Annotated in this window: 22 protein-coding genes, 1 pseudogene and 1 riboswitch; of the genes and pseudogenes, 18 read left to right on the top strand and 5 right to left on the bottom strand. The window is 71.2% G+C overall.

The genetic code is table 11. The features are described 5' to 3' along the window. Positions 1 to 56: 56 nt before the first annotated feature. Positions 57 to 1,628, bottom strand: coding sequence for a cellulose binding domain-containing protein (locus tag HNR73_RS35960; RefSeq protein WP_184792529.1), 1,572 nt, complete (start codon positions 1,626 to 1,628; stop codon positions 57 to 59). A 164-nt stretch (positions 1,629 to 1,792) separates the two neighbouring features. Between HNR73_RS35960 and HNR73_RS35955 the strand changes: the two genes are divergently transcribed. From HNR73_RS35955 to HNR73_RS35935, 5 genes are all read left to right on the top strand, one after another. After that, entirely contained in the window at positions 1,793 to 2,689 is an 897-nt protein-coding gene (locus tag HNR73_RS35955; protein ID WP_184792590.1) for a DMT family transporter, read from the top strand. A 130-nt stretch (positions 2,690 to 2,819) separates the two neighbouring features. Next, a complete protein-coding gene (gene def, locus HNR73_RS35950; RefSeq protein ID WP_184792528.1) occupies positions 2,820 to 3,365 on the top strand; it encodes a peptide deformylase in 546 nt (181 codons plus the stop codon). Between the two features lie 44 nt (positions 3,366 to 3,409). Next, positions 3,410 to 4,336 (top strand): methionyl-tRNA formyltransferase, encoded by a 927-nt coding sequence (fmt, locus tag HNR73_RS35945; protein WP_184792527.1) that lies wholly within the window; start codon positions 3,410 to 3,412, stop codon positions 4,334 to 4,336. After that, complete coding sequence (locus HNR73_RS35940; RefSeq protein WP_184792589.1) at positions 4,291 to 5,670, top strand: RsmB/NOP family class I SAM-dependent RNA methyltransferase; 1,380 nt, start codon at positions 4,291 to 4,293, stop codon at positions 5,668 to 5,670. The genes fmt and HNR73_RS35940 overlap by 46 nt, the downstream gene beginning before the upstream one ends. A 31-nt stretch (positions 5,671 to 5,701) precedes the next feature. Next, complete coding sequence (locus HNR73_RS35935; protein ID WP_184792526.1) at positions 5,702 to 6,157, top strand: hypothetical protein; 456 nt, start codon at positions 5,702 to 5,704, stop codon at positions 6,155 to 6,157. A gap of 29 nt (positions 6,158 to 6,186) precedes the next feature. Here the strand turns inward: HNR73_RS35935 and HNR73_RS35930 are convergent, their stop codons facing one another. Further along, positions 6,187 to 6,915, bottom strand: coding sequence for an SDR family oxidoreductase (locus HNR73_RS35930; RefSeq protein WP_184792525.1), 729 nt, complete (start codon positions 6,913 to 6,915; stop codon positions 6,187 to 6,189). A 101-nt stretch (positions 6,916 to 7,016) separates the two neighbouring features. Between HNR73_RS35930 and HNR73_RS35925 the strand changes: the two genes are divergently transcribed. The 4 genes from HNR73_RS35925 (at position 7,017) to HNR73_RS35910 (ending at position 11,335) form a co-directional block, all read left to right on the top strand. Further along, a complete protein-coding gene (locus HNR73_RS35925) occupies positions 7,017 to 7,883 on the top strand; it encodes a helix-turn-helix transcriptional regulator (RefSeq protein ID WP_184792524.1) in 867 nt (288 codons plus the stop codon). Between the two features lie 13 nt (positions 7,884 to 7,896). After that, positions 7,897 to 8,613 carry a ribulose-phosphate 3-epimerase gene (gene rpe, locus HNR73_RS35920; protein WP_184792523.1) on the top strand — a complete coding sequence of 239 codons (717 nt, stop codon included), beginning with the start codon at positions 7,897 to 7,899 and terminating at the stop codon, positions 8,611 to 8,613. Next, positions 8,610 to 9,563 carry a GGDEF domain-containing response regulator gene (locus tag HNR73_RS35915; RefSeq protein ID WP_239122327.1) on the top strand — a complete coding sequence of 318 codons (954 nt, stop codon included), beginning with the start codon at positions 8,610 to 8,612 and terminating at the stop codon, positions 9,561 to 9,563. The genes rpe and HNR73_RS35915 overlap by 4 nt, the downstream gene beginning before the upstream one ends. 386 nt (positions 9,564 to 9,949) lie before the next feature. Beyond that, complete coding sequence (locus tag HNR73_RS35910) at positions 9,950 to 11,335, top strand: glycoside hydrolase family 16 protein (protein ID WP_184792522.1); 1,386 nt, start codon at positions 9,950 to 9,952, stop codon at positions 11,333 to 11,335. A 501-nt stretch (positions 11,336 to 11,836) separates the two neighbouring features. On the opposite strand, the gene HNR73_RS35905 is transcribed toward HNR73_RS35910, so the two are convergent. Next, entirely contained in the window at positions 11,837 to 12,718 is an 882-nt protein-coding gene (locus tag HNR73_RS35905; RefSeq protein WP_203686830.1) for a TetR/AcrR family transcriptional regulator, read from the bottom strand. Between the two features lie 95 nt (positions 12,719 to 12,813). On the opposite strand from HNR73_RS35905, the gene HNR73_RS35900 reads away from it, so the two are divergent. The 7 genes and pseudogenes from HNR73_RS35900 to HNR73_RS35870 form a co-directional block, all read left to right on the top strand. Beyond that, the gene (locus tag HNR73_RS35900) at positions 12,814 to 13,737 is read left to right on the top strand and encodes an NmrA/HSCARG family protein (protein ID WP_184792521.1); all 924 of its coding nucleotides are present in this window, start codon (positions 12,814 to 12,816) and stop codon (positions 13,735 to 13,737) included. Between the two features lie 62 nt (positions 13,738 to 13,799). Next, a riboswitch (FMN riboswitch) is annotated at positions 13,800 to 13,947 on the top strand. Positions 13,948 to 14,054: 107 nt separating this feature from the next. Next, a complete protein-coding gene (locus tag HNR73_RS35895; protein WP_184792520.1) occupies positions 14,055 to 14,648 on the top strand; it encodes a riboflavin synthase in 594 nt (197 codons plus the stop codon). Continuing rightward, positions 14,645 to 15,892 carry a bifunctional 3,4-dihydroxy-2-butanone-4-phosphate synthase/GTP cyclohydrolase II gene (locus HNR73_RS35890; RefSeq protein WP_184792519.1) on the top strand — a complete coding sequence of 416 codons (1,248 nt, stop codon included), beginning with the start codon at positions 14,645 to 14,647 and terminating at the stop codon, positions 15,890 to 15,892. The genes HNR73_RS35895 and HNR73_RS35890 overlap by 4 nt, the downstream gene beginning before the upstream one ends. Then, the gene (ribH, locus tag HNR73_RS35885; RefSeq protein ID WP_184792518.1) at positions 15,892 to 16,362 is read left to right on the top strand and encodes a 6,7-dimethyl-8-ribityllumazine synthase; all 471 of its coding nucleotides are present in this window, start codon (positions 15,892 to 15,894) and stop codon (positions 16,360 to 16,362) included. The genes HNR73_RS35890 and ribH overlap by 1 nt, the downstream gene beginning before the upstream one ends. A gap of 68 nt (positions 16,363 to 16,430) precedes the next feature. Further along, positions 16,431 to 16,694, top strand: a complete 264-nt coding sequence (locus HNR73_RS35880; RefSeq protein WP_184792517.1) for a phosphoribosyl-ATP diphosphatase — start codon at positions 16,431 to 16,433, stop codon at positions 16,692 to 16,694. A gap of 46 nt (positions 16,695 to 16,740) precedes the next feature. Then, positions 16,741 to 17,586 (top strand): ATP phosphoribosyltransferase, encoded by an 846-nt coding sequence (gene hisG, locus HNR73_RS35875; RefSeq protein ID WP_184792516.1) that lies wholly within the window; start codon positions 16,741 to 16,743, stop codon positions 17,584 to 17,586. A gap of 69 nt (positions 17,587 to 17,655) precedes the next feature. After that, positions 17,656 to 18,591: pseudogene (locus tag HNR73_RS35870) on the top strand (DMT family transporter); the annotation flags it as partial. A gap of 92 nt (positions 18,592 to 18,683) precedes the next feature. Here the strand turns inward: HNR73_RS35870 and HNR73_RS40430 are convergent. Beyond that, positions 18,684 to 19,952, bottom strand: a complete 1,269-nt coding sequence (locus tag HNR73_RS40430) for an FAD-dependent oxidoreductase (protein ID WP_239122326.1) — start codon at positions 19,950 to 19,952, stop codon at positions 18,684 to 18,686. A 234-nt stretch (positions 19,953 to 20,186) separates the two neighbouring features. Beyond that, positions 20,187 to 21,302, bottom strand: a complete 1,116-nt coding sequence (locus HNR73_RS35865) for a peptidoglycan recognition protein family protein (protein ID WP_184792514.1) — start codon at positions 21,300 to 21,302, stop codon at positions 20,187 to 20,189. 133 nt (positions 21,303 to 21,435) lie between these two features. On the opposite strand from HNR73_RS35865, the gene dapE reads away from it, so the two are divergent. Both dapE and HNR73_RS35855 read left to right on the top strand, forming a co-directional pair. Continuing rightward, on the top strand, positions 21,436 to 22,515 hold the full coding sequence (gene dapE / locus HNR73_RS35860) for a succinyl-diaminopimelate desuccinylase (RefSeq protein WP_184792513.1): 1,080 nt from the start codon (positions 21,436 to 21,438) through the stop codon (positions 22,513 to 22,515). Next, a complete protein-coding gene (locus HNR73_RS35855) occupies positions 22,516 to 23,004 on the top strand; it encodes a PH domain-containing protein (protein WP_184792512.1) in 489 nt (162 codons plus the stop codon). The last annotated feature ends 13 nt before the right edge of the window (positions 23,005 to 23,017 follow it).

Below are 23,017 nucleotides of genomic sequence, written 5' to 3'. Positions count from 1 at the left end.
GTCCCATGGCAGGAACGGCGGCCCGTTTCGGCCGCCGTTCCCCAAATGTTCGCCGGTCAGCCCGCGAATCCCTTGAAGATGTTGGTGAATTCGTAGAGGGACTGCGAAATGCCACTGCACGACGGTGAGACCCCGCCGCCGGGGCAGGTTCCGTTGTCGCGGCCGATCGACCAGAAGCCGATGAAGCCGATGTGGTTGCTCTGCGCCCAGCTCAGCAGGGCCCGGGCGTGGGCCTGCGTGGTCGTCATGCCCGTGTCGTTGCGGCCGATCATCGGGGTGACGCCGAGCTGCGCCTTGATCTGCGCGTCGGACTTGCCGGGCCAGATCGTGCGCATCTGGCCGAGCGTGGCGTTGGCCGCGCCGATCATGGCCTGGCCCCAGTCGCCGGTGTAGCCGAAGTTCATCAGCATCGGGTTGACGATGGGGGACAGGCCCTTGGCGGCGGCGTCCTGGAGGATCTGCACCGAGTACGGGTCCATGCCGTAGTCCTGGCCCTGGATGCGCATCGTGTAGCTGACGGTCGTGCCACGGGTGTCGACCAGCCGCTTCAGCGCGGTGTTGACCATGCTGTGCGGGATGGAGGCCTCGACGTCGACGTCGAGGTGGTTGCTGCCGGTCGCGGTCAGGACCTTGACGTAGGCGTTGTAGAGGGCGTCGGCGCTGCCGCAGATGTTCTCCAGGTAGGGGCCGAGCGCGCCGCCGGAGGCGATGACGACGTCGCCGCCCATCGCGCGCAGCTGGTTGATCTGGCCGATGATCCGCGCGTCGTTGAGCGGGATCGTGCCGCCCCACTGCGGGTCGCAGCCCACGGACGAGCCGAGGATGAAGGCCAGCGTGAAGTACTTCTGCCCGGTGGCGGTGGCGACCTGTGTGAGGGTCGGCGACTCGCGGGTGATGTCGATGTAGGGCGCGACGTGGATGCTCCCGGTCGGCGGGACGGGATCGTCGGTGTTGGTGCGGCCGCTGACGGAGGCGCCGTAGGCGGAGGTGTTCCCGGCGGCGTCCTTCGCGCGGACCTTGAAGGCGTAGGTCGTGTTCGGCGAGAGGCCGGTGACGACCGTCGAGGTGCCGCTCACCGCGACCGGCGTGCCGTTGTCGCGGGAGAGCTCGTAGCCGGCGACGGTCCCGGAGTTGTCGGTCGACGCCGACCAGGAGACGGTGAGGGTGCTCGCCGACGGGGCCGTGACGGTCAGGCCCGCGGGCACCGACGGGGGAGTGGTGTCGTCGCCGGGCGGCGCGCCACCGCAGGCGGCGCCGTTGAGGGTGCAGGCGGTCGGCGCGCCGGTACCGGCGGCGACCCAGCCGAAGGAGGCGGTCGCGCCGGGGGCGATGGTGCCGTTGTACTCGCGGTTGACGGCGGTGTACTTGCCGGAGCCGTTGCCGGTGATCAGCGCGTCCCAGTACGAGCCGACCGTGGTGCCCGACGGGAGGGTGAACGCCACCGTCCAGCCGCTGATGTTCGCGGTGCCGGTGTTGGTGATCGTGTAGCGGCCGGTGTAGCCGGACGACCAGCTGTCGTCCTTGCTGAAGACCGCCTTGCCGGCCGCCGCCGCGTGCGCCGGAGCGGCGGGGAGCAGGCCCAGTAACAGGACGGGGAGGAGCAGGAGCGCGATTCGCCGGAGCTTCATGGTGTGTCCCGAGGTGGAAGCTGTTAATTGAGTTAGCAGTAAAGTAGGCCCTCCCGTGAGCCGGCACAAGGGGACGGAAGGGAATCCGATCAGTGGCGTCGCTGGCAGACTTGCCGATCGTGACCGCCGACTCCCCGCTCCGCCGGGCCGCGCCAGGCATCGCCATGGCCGTGGCCGTCCTCGCGGTCTCCTCCTCGGCGCCCGTCGTGGTCCTGGCCAACGCCGACGGCGACGTCCCGGCCCTTGCCGTCGCCTTCTGGCGCAACGCGCTCGCCGTCGTGCTGCTGGTGCCGATCGCGCTCGTGTGGCGCCGCGCCGAACTCCGCGCACTCAGCCGCGCGGGGCTGCGACGCTGCACCGTCGCCGGCGTCGCCCTCGCCGTGCACTTCGCGACGTGGGTCCCCTCGGCGGTCCTCACCGACGTCGCCACCGCCACCGCCCTGGTCTCGACGACGCCCCTGTGGACGGCCCTATTCGCCGTCGTACGCGGGCACCGCCTCCCGCGCGCCACGTGGATCGGCATCGGCGCGGCCGTCGCCGGCGCCGCCCTGGCCACCGGCGCGGGATTCACCGTCTCACCGACCGCCGTCCTCGGCGACGTCCTCGCCCTCATCGGGGGCATCGCCGCCGCCGTGTACGTGACCGCCGGACAGCGAGCCCGCGAGGAACTGTCGACGGTCGGTTACACCGCGATCGTCTACACGGTCGCCGCCGTGGGCCTGCTCGTCGTCTGCCTCGTCAGCGGCGCGGAACTGTGGGGGTACGCCGCCGCGGGCTGGGCCGCGCTGGCGGCTCTGACCGTGGGACCCCAGCTGCTGGGACACTCGCTGGTCAACTTCGCCCTGCACGGCATCGACGCGACTGCGGTGAGCCTCCTGCTGCTGCTGGAGGTGCCCGGAGCGGCGCTGCTCGGCTTCCTGCTGCTCGACCAGACGCCGCCGACCGTGGCCGTCCCCGGCATCGCCCTGCTCATCGCGGGCGTGGCCGTGGCCCTGGTCGGCGGACGTCGCGCGGCGGCGCGGGGGCGAACGGCGGCGGCGGTCGGAGCGAGGGAAGGGTGAGCCCGCGGCCGGGCTCCCGCAGCGGTGACGAGAGCACCTCGCCAGTCCCTGCCCACCGCCCCAGCCCCTCCCCACCGCAACCGCATAGACTCGTCCACCGGACGAGTTGAGGACCAAAGGGGCAGGCGACGTGACAGTTCAGGCGATCAGGCTCTTCGGCGACCCGGTGCTGCGGACGCCCGCCGACGCGGTGGTCGACTTCGACAAGCAGCTCCGCAAGCTCGTCAAGGACCTGATCGACACGATGCTCGACGAGGGCGGCGCCGGCCTGGCCGCGCCCCAGCTCGGAGTCGGGCTGCGCGTCTTCGCCTTCGACGTCGACGACGTCGTCGGGCATCTCGTCAACCCGGTCCTGGAGTTCCCCGACGAGGAGGAGCAGGACGGCCAGGAAGGCTGCCTGTCCATCCCGGGCCTCTACTACGACACCGTGCGCCGCCAGAACGTCATCGGCAAGGGCTTCAACGAGTACGGCGACCCCATGCAGATCGTCGGGACCGGCCTGATGTCGCGCTGCATCCAGCACGAGACCGACCACCTCGACGGCGTCCTCTTCCTCGACCGTCTCGACGCCGACACCCGCAAGCAGGCGATGAAGGACATCCGCGCCGCCGAGTGGTACAACGACGGCCTCCAGGTCAAGGTCAGCCCGCACGATTCGCAGGGACGCTTCCTCTAGCGTCGGCTAGGTTGCCTGCAAGGACCTGATGGGGGATTGAGCGGATGCGACTGATCTTCGCCGGGACGCCCGAAGTGGCGATCCCGGCTCTCAACGCGATCGAGGCGAGCGGACACGACCTCCTCGCCGTGGTGACCCGGCCCGACGCCCGCGTCGGCCGCGGCCGCAAGACCTCGCGCTCGCCGGTGGCGGCGTGGGCCGACGACCGCAACGTCGAGGTCCTCACCCCGCTCAAACCCCGCGAGCCGGAGTTCCTCGACCGCCTCCGCGAACTCGCGCCCGACTGCGTCCCGGTCGTCGCCTACGGCGCGCTCGTCCCGACGTCGGCGCTGGAGATCCCCGCGCACGGCTGGGTCAACCTGCACTTCTCGCTCCTGCCCGCCTGGCGCGGCGCCGCCCCCGTGCAGCACGCGGTGTGGCACGGCGACGAGATCACCGGCGCGTGCGTCTTCCAGCTGGAGAAGGGCCTCGACACCGGCCCCGTCTACGGCTCCCTCACCGAGGCGATCGGCCCCACCGACACCTCCGGCGACCTCCTCGGCCGACTCGCCGACAGCGGCGCCGGCCTGCTCGTCACCGTCCTCGACGCGATCGAGGCGGGCGCGGCCCGCGCCGTCCCGCAGCCCGACGACGGCATCAGCCTCGCCCCGAAGATCACCGTCGAGGACGCCCAGGTCCGCTGGAGCGAACCGGCCTTCGCCGTCGACCGCAAGATCCGCGCAATGACTCCGGCGCCCGGCGCCTGGACCCTCCGCGACGGCCAGCGCGTGAAACTCGGCCCCGTCCGCCCCGACCCCGACGGTCCGGCGCTGGCACCCGGCGAGGTCGCCGTCGAACGCGGCACCGTGCACGTCGGCACCGCCACCATGCCCGTCCGCCTCGGCGAGGTCCAGCCGCCCGGCAAGAAACCCATGCCCGCCGACGCCTGGCTGCGCGGCAACCCCTTCGCGACCGGGGAGCGTTTCCAGTGACCGGTGGCTCGGGCCGCCGCGCCACCTCCGACGACCCCCGCAGCATCGCCTACGACACCCTCGCCGCCGTCAGCCGCGACGACGCCTACGCCAACCTCGTCCTCCCGCGCCTGCTCACCGAACGCAAGGTGACCGGCCGCGACGCGGCCCTCGCCACCGAACTCGCCTACGGCGCCAGCCGCGCCCGCGGCACCCTCGACCGGATCGTCGCGTCGGTCACCGGCCGCGAGACCGCGAGCCTCGACCAGCCCGTCGCCGACGTCCTGCGCCTCGGGGCCTATCAGATCCTCTACACCCGCGTCCCCGCCCACGCGGCCGTGGCGACCTCGGTGTCACTGGTCCGCAAGGTCGCCGGGCACCGGCCCGCCGGGTTCGTCAACGCCGTACTGCGCAAGGTCGCCGCCCGCCCCCTCGACTCGTGGCTGCACAAACTGAGCCCGTCCGACCCGGTCGGCGCGCTCGCCCTGCGCCACGCGCACCCCGAGTGGATCGTCCGCGCCTTCGCCGCGTCCCTCGGGGACGACGCCGAGCTCCCGGCCCTCCTCGACGCCGACAACGCCGCCCCGTCGGTGCACCTGTGCGCGCGACCCGGCCGCGTCGACCGCGACGAACTCGCGGCCGCCACGGGCGGGAAACCCGGCGCGCTGTCCCCGTACGCGGTGATCCTCCCCGGCGGAGCGCCCGGCGACATCCCCGCGGTCGTCGACGGCGGCGCCCACGTCCAGGACGAGGGCAGTCAGGCGGTCGCCGCCGCCCTGGCCGCCGTGCCGCTCGAAGGACGCGACGAACGCTGGCTCGACCTGTGCGCCGGCCCCGGAGGCAAGGCCGCGCTGCTCGGTTCGCTCGCGGCCCAGCGCGGTGCCACCCTCGACGCCGTCGAGGTCTCCGCCCACCGCGCCCGCCTCGTCGAGAAGACCGTCGCCGGGCTCCCCGTGACCGTCCACGAGGCTGACGGCCGCACGTTCGGCGAGGACGGCACCTACGACCGCGTCCTCGTCGACGCGCCCTGCACCGGACTCGGCGCCCTGCGCCGCCGCCCAGAAGCACGCTGGCGCCGCCAGCCGTCGGACATCGCCGACCTCACCGTGCTCCAGACCCGGCTGCTCGCCTCGGCGATTCGCCTCCTGCGTCCCGGTGGGGTCGTCGCCTACGTGACCTGCTCCCCGCACCTCGCCGAGACCCGCGAGATCGCCGAAGCCGCCGAAGGCGTCTCGGCCGTCGACGCGCGGCCGCTCTTCCCGGGCGTCGACGGACTCGGACCCGAGCCGCATGTCCAGTTGTGGCCCCATCGCCACGGTACGGACGCCATGTTCCTGGCCGTTCTGCGGAAGTGAACTGTCGGACCTCAACGGCACAATGGCGAAGGTGACGTCACAGGAGAACCCGCGGCCCGGCCGGCGGCCGCATCGGCAGGGTGGTGACCTCGCCGCGCTGACCGCCCATCTCAAGGACTTCCGGGCCGGCGGTTACGAGGTCGCGAGCGTCGCCGAGTCGGTCTGCGCCTCCTGCGGAGGCCGCGCCTTCGAGGTCGGCGTGGACGACGAGGCCGGCTGCGCCGAACGCCACTGCGTCGCCTGCGGCGAGTTCACGCTCATCGCCGACAGCGCCGACTACTGGACCGAGGCCGAACCCGAGCGGTGCGAATGCCCCTGCGGCGGCGACGTGTTCGCCGTCGCCGTCGGTTTCGCCGCCGCCGGTGAGGGCGACGAGATCCGCTGGGTGAGCATCGGCCTGCGCTGCCTCAAGGACGACCAACTCGGCGTCTACACCCACTGGAAGATCGACTACACGCCGTCGGGACACCTGCGCGACATGGCCTGACACGCGGGCACCCCGAAGGCGTCACGCGCCTACCAGGGGTGCGGCCCCTCCTCGCTCTCGAAGGTCCCCGTAGGACCGTCGGCGCCGATCAGCGCCATCCGGATCGCCGCCCGCGAGCCCTCCTCCGGCGTCCGGTGCCCGGCGTTGCCGTTGAGGTCGGTCGCGCAGTACCCGGGGTTGACCGCGTTCACCCTGAACGCCGTGTCGGCGAAGGTCTTGGCGTAGGCGATCGTGACGGCGTTCAGCGCCGACTTCGACGCCTGGTAACCCACGCCCCGGAGCGGATAATAGGGACTCTCCGGATTCGTCATCATCGCGAAGGACCCCACCTCGCTGGTGACGTTGACGATCCGCGGCTCCGCGGCACGCTCCAGCAGCCCGACGAGTGCGTTGGTCACCGCGATCACCCCGAAGACGTTGGTCTCGAAGGTGTTCCGGACCGCGTCCACGGGCGTCTCGGTCGGCATCCAGCCTTCCCTGCGGTCGATGATCCCCGCGTTGTTCACCAGGATGTCGAGCCGCCCGTGGGCCTCCTCGATGTGCTTCGCGGCGGCCGCGATCGTCGCGGCGTCGGTGACGTCGAGACGCACGAACTCCGCCTCAAGCCCCTCCGACCGCAGCGTTTCGGCGGCCGCCTCACCGCGTTCCGCGGAGCGGGCCCCCACCAGGACCGTCACTCCCGCCTTGCCGAGACCCCGGGCGATGTCGAGGCCGATTCCCTTGTTGGCGCCGGTGACCAGCGCGATCTTCGTCGTCATGGTCGAAGCCTCACCCCGGATCGCCGCGGCGGACAGAGACCCGCTGAACGTGGTATCGCCGGTACCTCCCTGGAACGGCCACCGCGAGAGACCCTTGACCCATGCAGCGCGCCGAACTCGCCGAGTACCTCCGGGCCCGCAGGGCCAAGCTCAAGCCCTCGGCCGTCGGCCTGCCCGAAGGCGGACGCCGGCGGACGCCCGGTCTGCGGCGGCAGGAGGTCGCGCAACTCGCCGGGATGTCCATCGAGTACTACATCCGGCTCGAACAGGCCCGCGGACCGCGGCCCTCGCGGCAGATCCTGTCGGCCCTCAGCCGCGCGCTCATGCTCAACATCGACGAACGCACCCACCTGTTCCACCTGGCCGGCGAGACCCCCGCACCCCAGAGCCTGCTGCGCAGGGACGTGCCCCCGAGCATCCTGCACCTCATCGAAGGGCTCACCGACGTCCCCGCCTACGTCCTCGACGCCAAATACGACATCCTCGCCTGGAACGACCTGGCCGTCGCGTTCATCGGCGACCTCTCCGCCCACCCCGAACACGACCGCAACGTCCTGCGCTGGATCTTCCGCGAACCGGTGCCCGAACTCTTCACCGACCGGCAGCACCTCGCCTTCGCGCGCTCCTCCATCGCCGACCTGCGCGCCGCCCTCGGCCGCTACCCCGACGACCCGAGCATCGGCGCCTTCGTCGAGGAACTCCTGCGGGCCAGCCCCGAGTTCGGGCAGATCTGGGCCGAACACGAGGTCGAGGTCCGCCGTGACCTGTCGAAGACCATCGACCACCCGGAACACGGCACCATGCACATCACCTGCCAGGTCCTGCTGATCCCCGACCGCGACCAGCGGCTGGTGCTCTACGTGACCGCGCCGGGATCGCCGTCCTACGCGACGATGCAGCGCATCCGGGCCGAACGGGCGCTCGCCGCCGATGCGCTGACGCGTTCGAGGTACACGCCGAACACCTGACTACACTGTGCCAGTGGACAGAACCGATACGGTTATCGCGCCGAGTCTCCTCGCGGCCGATTTCGCCAGGCTGGACGAGGCGATGGCGGCGGTCGCCGGGGAAGCCGACTGGCTGCACGTGGACGTCATGGACAACCATTTCGTGCCGAACCTGACGCTCGGGCCGCCGGTGGTGAAGTCGCTGAAGGCGGCCACCTCGCTGCCCCTCGACTGCCATCTGATGATCGAGGACCCGGACCGCTGGGCCGTCGGGTACGCCGAACTGGGCGCCTACAACGTCACCTTCCACGCCGAGGCGGCGGCCGACCCGGTCGCGATCGCGAAGGATCTGCGCGCGGCGGGCAGCAAGGCCGGTCTGGCGATCGACCGCGACACCCCGGTCGAGGAGTTCCTGGACATCCTCCCGGCCTTCGACACCCTGCTGATCATGACGATCAAGGCGGGCTTCGGCGGCCAGTCGTTCATCCCGGAGCTGCTCGACAAGGTCCGCACCGCGCGGCAGTCGGCACGCTCGGGGCATCTGGAACTGAGGATCGAGGTCGACGGCGGCATCGCCGACGACACGATCGCCGCGGCGGCCGAGGCGGGGGCGGACGCGTTCGTGGCGGGGACGGCGATCTACGGGGCACAGGACCCGGCCGAGGCGATCCGCCGTCTGCGGGCCCTGGCCGACAGCGCGGTCTTAATCCCATCGGCAGGCACAGCGCACGGGGTGAGGAGCGGGGGGTGACCAGTCCGGAGGAGAGCAACCGCGGGCTGGTGCTGGTGGTCGACGACGACGCCGACATCGCGCGTTTCGTCGCGCTGAACCTCCGGCTGGAGGGCTTCGAGGTCGTCACCGCCGGCGATGGTTACCAGGCGCTGGCGCACCTGGCCCGGCGCCGCCCGGACATGGTCCTGCTCGACGTCATGATGCCGATGGTCGACGGCGTCGAGCTGACCAGGCAGCTGCGCAGCGACCCGATGACGGCGAGCCTGCCGATCATCCTGCTGACCGCGAAGAACCTCTCGGCCGACAAGATCGTGGGACTGACGACCGGCGCCGACGACTACATCGTCAAGCCCTTCGACACCCAGGAGCTGGTCGCCCGTGTGCACTCCGTGCTGCGCCGCCACCGCGAGATCCGGGAGCTGTCGCCGCTGACCGGCCTGCCCGGCAACGCGCGCATCACCCGCGAGGTCACCGGCTGGATGCGGCAGGGCAACGAGTTCGCGCTCTGCTACGTCGACGCCAACCACTTCAAGAGCGTCAACGACGCCTACGGTTTCGTGCGCGGCGACGACTTCATCTCGACGCTGGCGTCGTCGCTGCACAGAGGAGTGGTCGGCGCGGGGCCGCCGCTGGCCTTCCTCGGGCATGTCGGCGGCGACGACTTCATCATTCTGTGCGTCCCCGAGCAGGTCCAGGCGATCACGCAGCGCGCGATCATGGACTTCGAGGAACGCGCGCTGGTGCTGTACGACGAACGCGACCGTGAGCGCGGATACGTCGAGGTGACCGACCGGCAGGGGAACCCGGTCCGGGCGGGTTTCGTGACGCTGTCGATCGGGGTGGCGATTTCCAGCCACCGGGTCTTCACCGACCCGCGCGAGGTGGTCGAGGTCGCCACGGAGATGAAGAGCGTGGCGAAAAAGCACAGCGGGTCCTTCGTGGCGATCGACCGGCGGCAGACGCTGTAGGTGGGGCGCGGTCGTCCGCCGCTGGTGGCGGCCCGGGTCGACCCACGCCGCGAAACATGCGTACGTTTCGCGGCCGGAGGTTTCTGTCACAACCAGCCCGTATCGTTATTTTCGGGGCCCCTGTGGGGGATGCGGGGGAGTGTTCGTTTCGTTCGCTCGTCCGCACCTGAGCGCTGCCCTCAGGTCGCGCTCGCCGGCGTCACCGGTCGCCTGAGTCCGCGCCCGCTGTCACGCCCCTCGTGGTCCGGCCGCCGCCTTAACGCAAAGAACTCCCAGAACTCTCCCGACAACTCGCCCCTAATCCCCACCTCTATGGAAACCATTGACATTACAACCCGGTCTCCCTAGCGTTAATTCAACAAGCTTTACCGCAAGGGAGACCCGACATGCGATCCAGACGCCCGTTACGACGTCCCACCGTCATCACCGCAGTCCTCGCACTCCTCTCCTCCGCGCTCGTCCTCGGCGCCACCGCTGCCCCGGCCCCAGCGGCACTGCCGAATCCGGCGGGCTGGAACCTCGTGTTCGGCGACGACTTCAACGGCGCCGCCGGCACCGGCGTCAACCGTTCCAACTGGATCTACGACATCGGCCACGGATATCCCGGCGGCCCGGGCAACTGGGGCACCGGCGAGATCGACTACAAGTCCGACTCGACCGCCAACGTCAGCCTCGACGGCGCGGGCAACCTGCGCATCACGCCGATCCGCGACGGCGCCGGCAACTGGACCTCCGGACGCATCGAGACCCAGCGCGGCGACTTCCAGCCCGCCGCCGGGGGGAAGCTGCGGATCGAGTCGCGCATCCAGATGCCGAACGTGACCGGTGCCCAGGCCCTCGGCTACTGGCCCGCGTTCTGGGCGCTGGGGACCCCCTACCGCGGCAACTACTGGAACTGGCCGGCCGTCGGCGAGTTCGACATCATGGAGAACGTCAACGGGATCAACTCCGTCTGGGGCGTGCTGCACTGCGGCGTGAACCCCGGTGGACCCTGCAACGAGACCAACGGCCTCGCCGCCAACAGGGCGTGCCCGGGGTCGAGCTGCCAGTCGGCGTTCCACACCTACACCTTCGAGTGGGACCGGTCGGTCAGCCCGAACCAGCTGCGCTGGTACGTCGACGGCCAGCAGTTCCACTCGGTCAGCCAGTCGCAGCTGGACGCCACGACGTGGACGAACATGACCAACCACGGCTACTTCGTGATCCTCAACGTGGCCATGGGCGGCGCCTTCCCCAACGGCGTCTGCGGATGCGCGTCGCCGAACGCGGGCACCGTCTCGGGCCGCCCGATGGTCGTCGACTACGTGGGCGTGTGGACCGCCGGCGGCGGCGGTGACCCCGACCCGGATCCGGGCACGGGCTTCGACGCCTACGCCACGATCCAGGCCGAGGCCTTCAACGCCCAGTCGGGCACGATCACCGAGGGGACCACCGACACCGGTGGCGGCCAGAACATCGGCGCGGCGAACAACGGCAACTGGCTGCGCTTCAACGGCGTGCGCTTCGGGACCAACCCGGCCCGGCAGTTCATCGCCCGCGTGGCCTCGGGCGCCGGAGGCGGGGTGAGCGGGCTGGTCGAAGTGCGGCTCGGCAGCCCGACCGGCGCGGTGATCGGGAGCTTCGCGATCGCCAACACGGGTGGATGGCAGTCCTGGCGGACGGTGCCCGCCAACATCGCGGCGACGACCGGGACGCACGACGTGTACCTGACCTTCACCAGCGGTCAGCCGGCCGACTTCGTCAACGTGAACTGGTTGAGCTTCGCGCACTGACGCGGAGGAGCGTGCCCCGGCGACCTCCGGGCCGGGGCACGCTCGAACCGTCGGTTCGAGCGCTTGCGAGCGGCGGCCGTAGGGCAGCGTGCGGCGGCGCGCGGTCTGGTGAATCGCGCGCTCTCCCGTGTGTCCCAAGGGGGCCCCAAAAATCACGATACGGGCGGTGTGTGACAGAAATGGGCGGCGTGAAACGTGCGCATGTTTCACGAGGGATGGCCGGCGAAGCAGTCGCAAGGAGCCCAGCTGTTGTTCACGGCGTATCCGAAGCAGGCGGCCTGCCGCTGGGCAGCGTGCGGCGGCGCGCGGTCTGGTGAATCGCGCGCTCTCCCATGTGTCCCAAGGGGGCCCCAAAAATCACGATACGGGCAGGCTGTGACATTTCCACCGGCCGCTTTTTCCGGGGGATGGTCTTACTGCCGCACTGCCGCACTGCCGCACTGCCGCACTGCCGCACTGCCGCACTGCCGCACCCTCCCGCCGCCGTCCCCGCCGCTCGCTCTACCGGCGGGCGGCCCGGTGCGCCTTCTGCCTGCACGCCGGGCCGCAGAACCGCGCCGGCCGTCCCGTGCGAGACGCCTCGATCACCTTGCCGCACTGCGCGCACGTCGCCGCCCTGCCCGCAACCTCGCTCCCGGCCTCGCGCACAACCTCGCCCGCGCGTCCGCCCGCCACGTCTCCCGCGAGCCCGCCCGCAACCTCGCTCCCGGCAGCGCCCGCCACCGAACCCCCACCCCGCGTTTCGTCTCGCACTCCCGCCAAGGTTTCGTTACGCTCCCGCTCAACCGCCGCGGGTTTCGTCGCGTCCGCCCGCAACCCCTCGGCGATCACCCGCGTCAAATGCCGACCCCCGCCCGTGTCCTTCCGGGTGGCCTCGATCTGCGCGGCACCCCAGATCAGGGCGTGCACGTCCATCGTGTCCACGTCGTCCCGCACGTCACCGGAGGCCTGCGCGGCGGTGAGCAGCCCACCGAGCACCGACAGGTACTCGGCGAACAGCTCCGCGGACAGTTTCGTCTCACGCCCGCTGATGGCATGAAACCCGTCGCACAACGCCCGGTTGACCGCGGCCTGCGCGACGACCTCGTCGAAGAAGGCGAAGAAGCGCACGCCCTGGTCGGCGCCGTCCTCCGCGAGCACGCGCCCGAGCGTGACCAACTCGCGGGTCCGCCGGGCGAGCACCTCTTCGAAAAGCCTCTCCTTACTGGGGAAATGCCGATACACCGTCCCCGCACCGACCCCCGCGCGCCGGGCGATCTCCCCGAGCGTCACCGCCATCCCCTCGGTCGCGAAGGTCTCCAGCGCGACGTCGAGAACACGTGCGCGGTTGCGCCGGGCGTCGGCGCGCAGGCCGCCCTCGGCCTCGGGCGTGTCGGCGATCACGTTCTTCTGCCTCCCGGTTGACGGCTAAGCGGGTTGGTGGTTCCGTGTGTGAAGCGGGTTGCTCGACCCGATTCTACCGTTCCAGGGAGAACCCCTTGCCGACCATTCTCGTCACCGGAGCCACCGGCCAGCAGGGCGGCGCCGTCGCCCGCCGGCTCCTCGCCGACGGCGCCGGCGGCCACAACCGCCACAACGGCCACAACCGCCCCGTCACCGTCCGCGCCCTCACCCGCGACCCCGGCACGCCGGCCGCGAGGAAGCTCGCGGCCCTCGGCGCCGAGCTCGTCCCCGGCGACCTCGCCGACCGCGCGTCGATCGAGCGGGCCGTCGCGGGCGTCGACGGCGTCTTCAGCGTCCAGCCGGTCGCCCGGTACAACGCCGCCGCCGACTTCGACGAGGAGGCCGCCGGCATCGCCCTCGTCGACCTCGCCGCGGCCGCGGGCGTCGGCCACTTCGTCTACACCTCCGCCAACAGCGCCGAACTCGACCTCGGCCTGCCCCACATGTACGGCAAACGCCGCATCGAGCTGCACCTGCTCGCCTCGGTGCTGTCCGCGACGGTCGTGCGGCCCACGTCCTTCATGGAGAACCTCCTCCTCCCGCAGTTCGGTCTCGGCCGCGCCGAACTCGCCACCGCCGCACTGCCGGAGATATCCATGCAGCTGATCGCCCTCGACGACATCGCCGACGTCGCCGCGGCCGCGTTCGCCGACCCCGCGCGCTTCGGCGGCCGGATCATCGACCTCGCCGGCGACTCGCTCACCAACCCCCAGATCGCCGCCGCCATCTCCCGCGCGACCGGCCGGGACGTCCCCTACCGGCAGATCCCCATGGAAGAACTGCGCGCCTTCAGCGAGGAGGCCGCACGCGGCTACGAGGTCATGAACCGCGACAACGGCACCAAGGTCGACATCCCCGCCCTGCGCGCGGAGTTCCCCGGTCTCCGCCGCTTCGACACCTGGCTCGACCAGGGCGGGGCCGCCGCGCTCACCGCGCTGCTCGACTCGCGAGCCCAGTGAGACTGCTCACCTCGCTCGGCATCGAACCCCGTCAGCGTGGAAGACTCGGAGCAGACCAGCATGCGCGCTGGCGGGGTCGGTGAAACTCCGAGCCGGCGGTGACGAAGCCTCTTCGTGCTTCGAAGTCCGCGACCCGGTTACCTCCAGTAACCGGTGGACCTGGTGAGAATCCAGGACCGACGGTCAAAGTCCGGATGGTAGTTGGCGCGCGCGGCACCGGCACGTCCCGAAGGGGCGGGCCGTCCCTTCGGGGGCGGGACCGGTGTCAGCGGTATCTCCCCGCCTGTACGTGTGCCCGATTTGACAGGTAGGGACACATGTTCACTGGCATCGTCGAAGAACTCGGCGAGATCGTCGCCGTCGATCCCGCACGCCTGGGCATCCGGGGCCGTACGGTCGCCTCCGACGCGAAACACGGCGACTCGATCGCCGTCAACGGCGTCTGCCTCACCGTCACCGATGTGGACGGTGACGTGTTCGGCGTCGACGTGATGGGCGAGACCTACGCCCGCACGGCGCTCGGAGCGCTCGTACCCGGAGACCGGGTCAATCTGGAAAGAGCCGCCACGATGGCCACCCGCCTCGGCGGCCACATCGTGCAGGGCCACGTCGACGGTGTCGGCGAGATCCTGAAGCGCGAAAAGGAAGAGGGCTGGGACACCGTCCACCTCCGCCTTCCCGAGGGCCTGGCGAAGTACATCGTCGAGAAGGGCTCGATCACCATCGACGGCGTCTCGCTGACGGTCATGGCGATCGGTGGCGACGAGTTCACCGTCGGCCTCATCCCGACGACCCTCGCGCTGACGACCCTCGGCCTCAAGGGCGCCGGCGACCCGGTGCACTTCGAGGTCGACATCCTCGCCAAGCACGTCGAGAAACTCCTCGCCGCGCGTGAGGGGGCCTCGGCATGACCGCCCCCAACCCGCACGCCGGACTCGACGACATCGAGCGCGCCATCGCCGACATCGCCGCCGGCAAGGCCGTGATCGTCGTCGACGACGAGGATCGCGAGAACGAGGGCGACCTCATCTTCGCCGCCGAGAAGGCGACACCGGAGCTGCTGGCCTTCATGGTCCGCTACACCTCCGGCTACATCTGCGCGCCGCTGCTGCCCGGCGACGCCGACCGGCTCGACCTGCCGCCGCAGTTCCACACCAACCAGGACAGCCGTGGCACGGCCTACACCGTCACCGTCGACGCGGCCGACCGCGAGAGCACCGGCATCTCGGCCAAGGACCGCGCGCACACCATCCGCCTGCTCGCCGACCCGGACGCCACGGCCGCGAGCTTCACCCGTCCCGGCCACGTCGTGCCCCTGCGCGCCGTGCCCGGGGGAGTGCTGCGCCGGACCGGGCACACCGAGGCCGCCGTGGACCTGGCGACCCTCGCGGGGCTGCGGCCCGTCGCGGCCCTGTGCGAGATGGTCAACGACGACGGCACCATGCAGCGCCTGCCCGACCTGCGGGCCTTCGCCGAGGAGCACGGCCTGGCGCTGATCAGCATCGTCGACCTCGTCGCCTACCGCCGCCGCACCGAGCAGACCGCCGACGTCGAGCGGGTGGCGTCGACGCGCCTGCCCACCGAGCACGGCACGTTCCAGGCCATCGGCTACGAGGCGGTCGATGCCAGCGAGCACGTCGCGCTCGTCCACGGCGACATCGGCGACGGCGAGGACCTCCTCGTCCGCGTCCACTCCGAATGCCTGACCGGCGACGCCTTCGGCTCCCTGCGCTGCGACTGCGGCCCCCAGCTGCACGCGGCGATGGAGGCCGTCGCCGCCGAAGGCCGCGGAATCGTGCTCTACATGCGCGGCCACGAGGGCCGCGGGATCGGCCTGCTCAAGAAGCTCAAGGCCTACGAACTGCAGGACGCCGGGCGCGACACCGTCGACGCCAACCTCGACCTGGGCCTGCCCGCCGACGCCCGCGACTACGGCACCGGCGCCCAGATCCTCGCCGACCTGGGCGTGAAGTCGATGCGCCTGCTGACCAACAACCCCGACAAGCGCGCCGGGATCGAGGGCTTCGGCCTGAGCGTGCTGGGACGGGTGCCGCTGCCGGTCGGCGCGCACCCGGAGAACCTCGCGTACCTGCGGACGAAGCGCGACCGCATGGGACACCTTTTCGCCGAGCACAACCTGAAAGAGGCCGTCTGATGGCAGGTTCCGGTACCCCCGCGCCGACGGGCGTCGACGCCTCCGGGCTGCGTCTCGGGATCGTCGTGACCCGCTGGCACGCCGACCTGACCGACCAGATGCTCGGGCGGGCCCTCGCCGCGGCCGAGGCGTGCAAGGTCACCGACGTGGTGACCGCCCACGTCGAGGGCTCGGTGGAGATCCCGGTCGTCGCGCAGGCACTGGCCCGGCGCTGCGACGCCGTCGTGGGTCTCGGTGTCGTCATCCGCGGCGACACCGCGCACTTCGACTACGTCTGCCAGGCCGTGACCGACGGGCTCACGCGCGTCGCGCTCGACGAGTCGACACCGGTCGCCCACGGCGTGCTCACCGTCGACACGCTTCAGCAGGCGCGCGATCGCGCGGGCTTCCAAGACTCGCCGGAGGACAAGGGATGGGGCGCGGTCATCGCGGCCCTCGACACCGCCGTGACCTTGCGTTCGGTGCGGTGACGTCCCAGCTTGTGGGCAGTCCAGGGCCGTACGGGAGCCGTCACCCCGGCGACGTAGGCTGGTCGACCGTGAAGACCTTCGACCAGTTGTACGCCGAGTTGGCGCGCAAGGCCGAGACCCGTCCCGACGGGTCCGGCACCGTGGCGGCCCTGGACGCCGGCGTGCACGCGATCGGCAAGAAACTCGTGGAAGAGGCCGCCGAGTCCTGGATGGCGGCCGAGCACGAGGGCAAGGAGCGGACCGCCGAGGAGATCTCGCAGCTGCTCTACCACGCCCAGGTCCTCATGATCGCCACCGGACTGTCCCTTGAGGACGTTTACCGACATCTGTGACGGCTCGCCCCCGTCCATGAGAGGTGAACTCCAAGAGGAGACGAAAGTGCTACGTGTGGCCCTGCCCAACAAGGGATCCCTGTCCACGAGCGCCTCGGTCATGCTGACCGAGGCCGGATACCGACAGCGTCGCGCCGAGCGCGACCTGACCTGCGTCGACAACGACAACGGCATCGAGTTCTTCTACCTGCGCCCCCGCGACATCGCCACCTACGTCGGGTCGGGCGACCTCGACCTCGGCATCACCGGCCGCGACCTGCTCATCGACTCCGGCGCCCCCGCCGAGGAGGTCCTCGCGCTCGGCTTCGGCGGTTCGGTGTTCCGCTACGCGGCCCGCCCCGGCACCGTCGACTCCGTCGACGACCTCGGCGGACGCCGGATCGCCACCTCCTACCCGGGCCTGGTCGCCCGCCACCTCGGCGAACGCGGTCTGGAGGCCGAGGTGATCCGCCTCGACGGAGCCGTGGAGAACGCCGTCGGCCTCGGCGTCGCCGACGTGGTCGCCGACGTCGTCTCGACCGGCGCCACCCTGCGCCAGGCCGGGCTCGAACCCTTCGGGGACGCCCTCCTGGAGTCGGAGGCCGCGCTCATCCGCCGCGCCGGCGGACCCTCCAGCGAGGCCGCCGACGGGCTCGTCCGACGCCTGCGCGGCGTCCTCGTCGCGCGCGAGTACGTGATGCTCGCCTACGACGTGCGCGTCGAACTCGTCGAACAGGCCAGCGCCCTCACCCCGGGCATCGAGTCGCCGACCGTGTCGCCGCTGCACCGCGAAGGCTGGGTCGCCGTACAGGCGATGACCCCGGCCCGGCAGGTGCAGCGGATCATGGACGAGCTGTACGCGATCGGCGCGCGAGGCATCCTCGTCACCCGGATACACGCGTGCCGGATCTGACCGGCGGAACACGGCCCCCGCACGCGAGTGCGGGGGCCGACCCCTACCCACCCCTGTCCGGAGGCCCCCATGCCGGAAAGCGAGCCCGCTAGAGCCACAGCGGTCGAAGACAAGGTTGTCCCGGCGAGACCGCCCGTACCCGCGATCGTCGCGATCACGGTCGCGGCACTCGCCGGACTGGCCACCGCCACCCAGTCGGCCGTCAACGCCGAGCTCGGCCTCCGGCTGGGCTCGCCCCTGTCGGCGGCCGTCGTCAGCAACCTCATCGGCGGCGTCCTGCTGCTGGCGATCCTCATCTCCGTCCCGGCGACGCGACGAGGCCTCGCCCGCGTCCGCCGCAACCCGCAGCCCTGGTGGGTCTACATCGGCGGGATGTTCGGCTCGGTGTTCCTGTTCACCGGCGCCTTCACCGTTCCGCTCCTCGGCGTCGCGCTGTTCACCGTCGGCCAGGTCTGCGGCCAGACCGCCGGCGGCCTGCTCGCCGACCGCGTCGGCCTCGGCCCGCACGGCCGCAGCCGCATCACGGTCTGGCGCGTCCTCGGCACCCTCATGGCGGTCACCGCCGTCGTCGTCGCCCAGTTCGGGCGCGGTTTCGACGGCGCATCCGCCTGGTGGCTGCTGCCCGTGGTCGCCGTGATGGGCATGGGCCTTGCCGGCCAAGGCGCCCTCAACGCCCGCGTCACGATGGTCTCCCGGCAGCCCTTCTCCTCCAGCATGGTCAACTTCGCCGTCGGCACCACCGCCGTACTCGTCGTGTTCGCACCACTGCGCCTGACCGGCACCATCCCCTGGAACGGCCTGCCCTCGGAACCGTGGCTCTACATCGGCGGACTCGTCGGCCCCTTCGTCGTCGCCGCCGTCGTCGTGTCCGTCGCCTCCCTCGGCGTCCTCCGCAGCGGCTTCGCGGTCCTCGCCGGCCAGCTCACCGGCGCCCTCGCCCTCGACGTCGTCCGCACCGGCGACGCCCCCTCACCCTGGGTCGTCGCGGGCGTCGCCATCACCGCCACCGCGGTCGTGATCTCCGGGCGCGGGGCGAAACTCGCGGCGAAGTTAGCGACACGAAGGCCGCCGCCCACCCGGGCGGCGGCCCCGGCGCGCTACCTCGTCATCGCCGCCGACATCTTCCGCTTGATCGGCCCGACGCGGTCGATCGTCCGGAACACCGTCCGCGTCATCGCGCGGGCGAAGGGGCTGTCGCTGACGCCCGACCTCAGGTTCCGCAACGCCCGCCTCACCGTCGGGTAGGCGTAGCCGCGCATCTCCTCCTCGTAGGCGCCGACGGCGGCGAGCAGCTCGCTCTCACCCCTCGCCACGGCCGTGATCCGGCGGCGCAGCACTCCCGCGTCGAGGATCGCGGTGTTCGCGCCCGCACCCGCCGTCGGCGGCATGCAGTGCACGGCATCGCCCAGCAACGTCACGTTGGACGGCTTCCACGCCGCCACCGGCGTCGCGGCCGTGAAGGGGTAGACCATCACCGTGCCCAGGTCGCTGCGGCGCATCAGCTCCCGCAGCCCGCCATGCCAGCCCGCGACCGCCTCCATCGCCAGATCTCGCAAGGCCTCCGGCCCCAGCGACGTCACCGACGCGCGCTCGCCGACCTTGTCCCAGGTCGTCACCATGTTCCACATGATGTAGTCGGCCGTCTCGTCCCACAGCAGGTCCGCCGGCGCGCTCGCGCGCTCGCCGCGGAACTCGTGCGCGGCCAGGAACATCGACTTCCCGTCGGGCCCGAAGACCATGCCGGAGCCGGCGAACATCTGGCGTGGCAGCAGCGTGCGGGTCTCGTCGGTCAACGCGACCTTCCCCGAGATGGTGAAGGCGCCGGTGTCGACGCGGGGAGCGTGGGGGAGCCGCTGCTCGCGGACCCGCGACCCGGCCCCGTCGGCGCCGACGAGGAGGTCGGCGTCGCCGTGGGTCCCGTCGTCGAAGTGGGCGCGGACCCGACCACCGGGAAGATCCTCGTAACGCGTGAACCGCTTCCCGAAGACGACCACGTCGTCGAGATCGGCGAGCAGGACCTTGCGCAGGGCCATCCGGTTGACCGACCGGTAACCGTCGACGTACTGCTCGCCGGCGGGGTTCTCCTCGCCGATGACCAGCAGCCGGCGCAGGTCCTCGTCGTAGAAGCCGAGCGAGGTGTTCGGCTTGCCGGAACTGTCGGCGAACGCGCGGTACAGGTGCCCGGGGAGGCACTCGTGCAGGGCCCGGCAGCCTTTCGGGCTGATGTGGATCCGGTAGCCCTGGAGGCGCTCCCGCTCGGTGTGGTCCCGCTCGAACACCGTGACGGGGACACCGGCTCCGCGCAGGCCGTGGGCGAGGGTCAGGCCGCCGATGCCGCCCCCGGCGATGGCTACTGTGAAGGTCATCTCGAACTCCCGTTTCCGCTGGTGGAACGCTTATGCGGCAACGGTATGGAATTCGTTTCGGCGTCGAATCCGTCATCTGACCGGCGTTGGCGACCGGTGTACCGCGACGGCCGCGCGGAGGGCGTCCGCGCGACCGTCGCCGCGCGCCCGGCGGACCCAGGAGTTTCACCGCCGGGCGCGCCGTCCATCCGGGCCCGGGCTGAGAACGGGCCCGAAGCGGACGACGTCGGTGCGTCAGAAGGCCTTGCGAACGACGCCTCCGGTGACCGCGCACCAGGTGCTCATCGACACCTTGCCGTTGCGCGGAAGTCCGTGCAGACGCTGCACGTCCTGCAGGGCGTCCTTCGTCGCGCGGTCGAACTCGCCGGTGAGGGCGACCTCGGCGTAGCCCTTCCCGTTGAGCATGAACTGGATCGCTTCGACCGCCAGGCCGCTGTCGTGGCGGCCGAGCTCGGGCGCGAGGGTCTCCCAGGTCGGGGGCGTCAGCGTGGCGTCGACGTCGACCGGGATGTTGTTGCGCGACTGCCAGTCCTGCACGGCCGCGACCGTCGAGGCGCCGAAGACGCTGTCCAGCGGCACGTCGTAGCCCTTGGCCTTGAGGAGGTACTGCGCGACGCGCACGACCGGCCCGCCGACGAAGCGCCAGGTGTCGGGCCAGCGACGCTCGGGGATGTCGCGGTGACGGGTGTCGAGCTTGTCGGCGACGTGCCTGCGCAGCTTCGGGAACTGGCGGTAGAAGGCCGCGCCGGGGCACAGCGTCGAGCGGTAGTCCCAGTGGCCGAAGATGTCGTGGGCGTGCAGACCGTACTTCCGGCAGATCGCCACGCATAGGTCGGTCAGCGAGTCGAAGAGCTCCTCGGGGGGTGTCTCGGTGACGTAGGTGCCCTCGTTCTCGATGCCGATGGCGCGGCCGTTCTCACCCGGGCAGTGCGCCGAGATGATCTGGTTGGTGCCGTTGCGCAGCGCGTCGAGGCTGCCCCGGCGGCCCTCCATGATGTAGCCGCCGCGGCTGACGGTGAAGTGCTGGCCGGTGTCGGACCAGCCGTTGCCGTCCATGTGCAGGTCCTGGCAGTCCTTGGCCAGCTTGACCGCCTGCTCGCGGGAGTAGTCGGTCACGTTGGGGAAGGCCATGTGGTGGACGATGATCTTGTTGGTGGCGATGGCGCTCGTCGACAGGGGACTCGACGGCGGGCGGGCGCCCCAGGAGTCGCAGTCGATGATGGGCGGGAACTTCCCCGAGTGGGCCTGCGCGGTGCCCGGAAGGGCGAGACCGGCGCCCGCGACCGAGACGGCGGCGGTGGCCAGGGACGCCTTGAGCAGGCGCCTGCGGGTCAGATCACTGGAGGTCATGGGGCGGATCCCTTCAAGACCAAGGGGTGGAGGGTGTAGAAAAACTCCTCACAGCTTCGCCGGGCCGAAGAAGATTTTCAAGAGGGCGAGTGGTGGGACCTGAGCCGAGGGGCGGCGCGTATCGTGATCGTTCGTGGCCGTACTTGACGAAAAGACACTCGCCGATCCCGTCGCCCTGACCCGCGCGCTCTGCGACATCGAGTCCGTCTCGGGTGATGAGGACGCGATCTCCGACGCCATCGAGAAGGCGCTCACCGGGCTCGACCATCTCACCGTCGAACGCGACGGCAACGTCGTCTTCGCCCGCACCGACCTCGGGCGCCCGCGCCGGGTCATGCTCGCCGGCCACACCGACACCGTCCCCCTCAACGACAACTTCCCGACCCGCACCGAGGGCGACATCATGTGGGGCTGCGGCACCTCCGACATGAAGTCGGGCACCGCCCTGGCGCTGCACTTCGCCGCGACCCTCACCGACCCGCGACACGACCTCTCCTTCGCCTTCTACGACTGCGAGGAGATCGAGGCCGAGCGCAACGGACTCAACCGCGTCGCCAAGACCCGCCCCGAATGGCTCGCCGCCGACTTCGCGCTTCTCCTGGAGCCGACCTACGCCGGCGTCGAGGCGGGCTGCCAGGGCACCATGCGCGCCGACGTCCGCACCACCGGAACCCGCGCCCACGCCGCCCGCAGCTGGCTGGGCAGCAACGCCGTCCACTCCGCCGCCGAGGTCCTCAACCGCCTCGCCCGCTACGAGGCCCGCAAGGTCACCATCGACGGCTGCGACTACCGCGAGGGCCTCAACGCCATGTTCATCAACGGCGGGGTGGCCGGCAACGTCGTCCCCGACGAGTGCGTGGTCCAGGTCAACTTCCGCTTCGCGCCCGACCGTGACGAGGCCGCCGCCGAGGCGCACGTCCGCGAGGTCTTCGCCGGACTCGACGTCACCATCGCCGACAGCGCCCCCGGCGCCCGGCCGGGTCTCGACGAGCCCGCCGCCAAGGAGTTCATCGCCGCCGTCGGCCGCCCGCCGACCGGCAAGCTCGGCTGGACCGACGTCGCGCGCTTCGCCGCGCTGGGCATCCCCGCCGTCAACTACGGCCCCGGCGACCCCAACCTCGCCCACAAGCAGGACGAGCGGGTCGAGATCCCGCTGATCCGTGAGTGCGCCGAGGTCCTTCGGCGTTACCTGACCGCCGAGGAGGGCGCGTAGATGAACGCCGCGAACGTCGAGGAGACTCAAGGCGTGGACCGGATCGAACCCGTCGTCTTCCGCCCCCGCAAGGCCCGCCGCGCCTGCTGGATCGCCGCGGGCACCGTGGTCGTCGTCTTCTTCCTGCTCGCCCTCGGCCTGACCGGCCCGACCGACGGCGGCGGGGTCTTCGAACCCGCCGACCAGTTCGCGATGGCGATCCTCGGCCTGCTCGGCGCCGGGCTGATCCTGCTGTTCACCCGGCCGCTGATCAAGGCCGACGCCAAGGGCGTGCATGTCCGCAACGTCGTCGGCAACTACGACCTGCCCTGGGAGGTCGTGCGCGCGGTGCGCTTCGAGCGCGGCTCCTCGTGGGCCAGCCTCGAACTCGAAGACGACGACGAGGTCTCCGTGATGGCGATCCAGGCCGTCGACAAGGGTGAGGCCGTCGCCGCCGTCCGCCGGCTGCGCGCCATGCTGGCCACCGCCAAGGGCGAGTCGCGGGACTGAGCACGACCTGGTA

It is taken from the genome of Phytomonospora endophytica, assembly GCF_014202425.1.
Lineage (GTDB): Bacteria > Actinomycetota > Actinomycetes > Mycobacteriales > Micromonosporaceae > Phytomonospora > Phytomonospora endophytica.
Note: the sequence above shows the minus strand (reverse complement) of the source record. Positions and strands in the feature narration are given on the sequence as shown.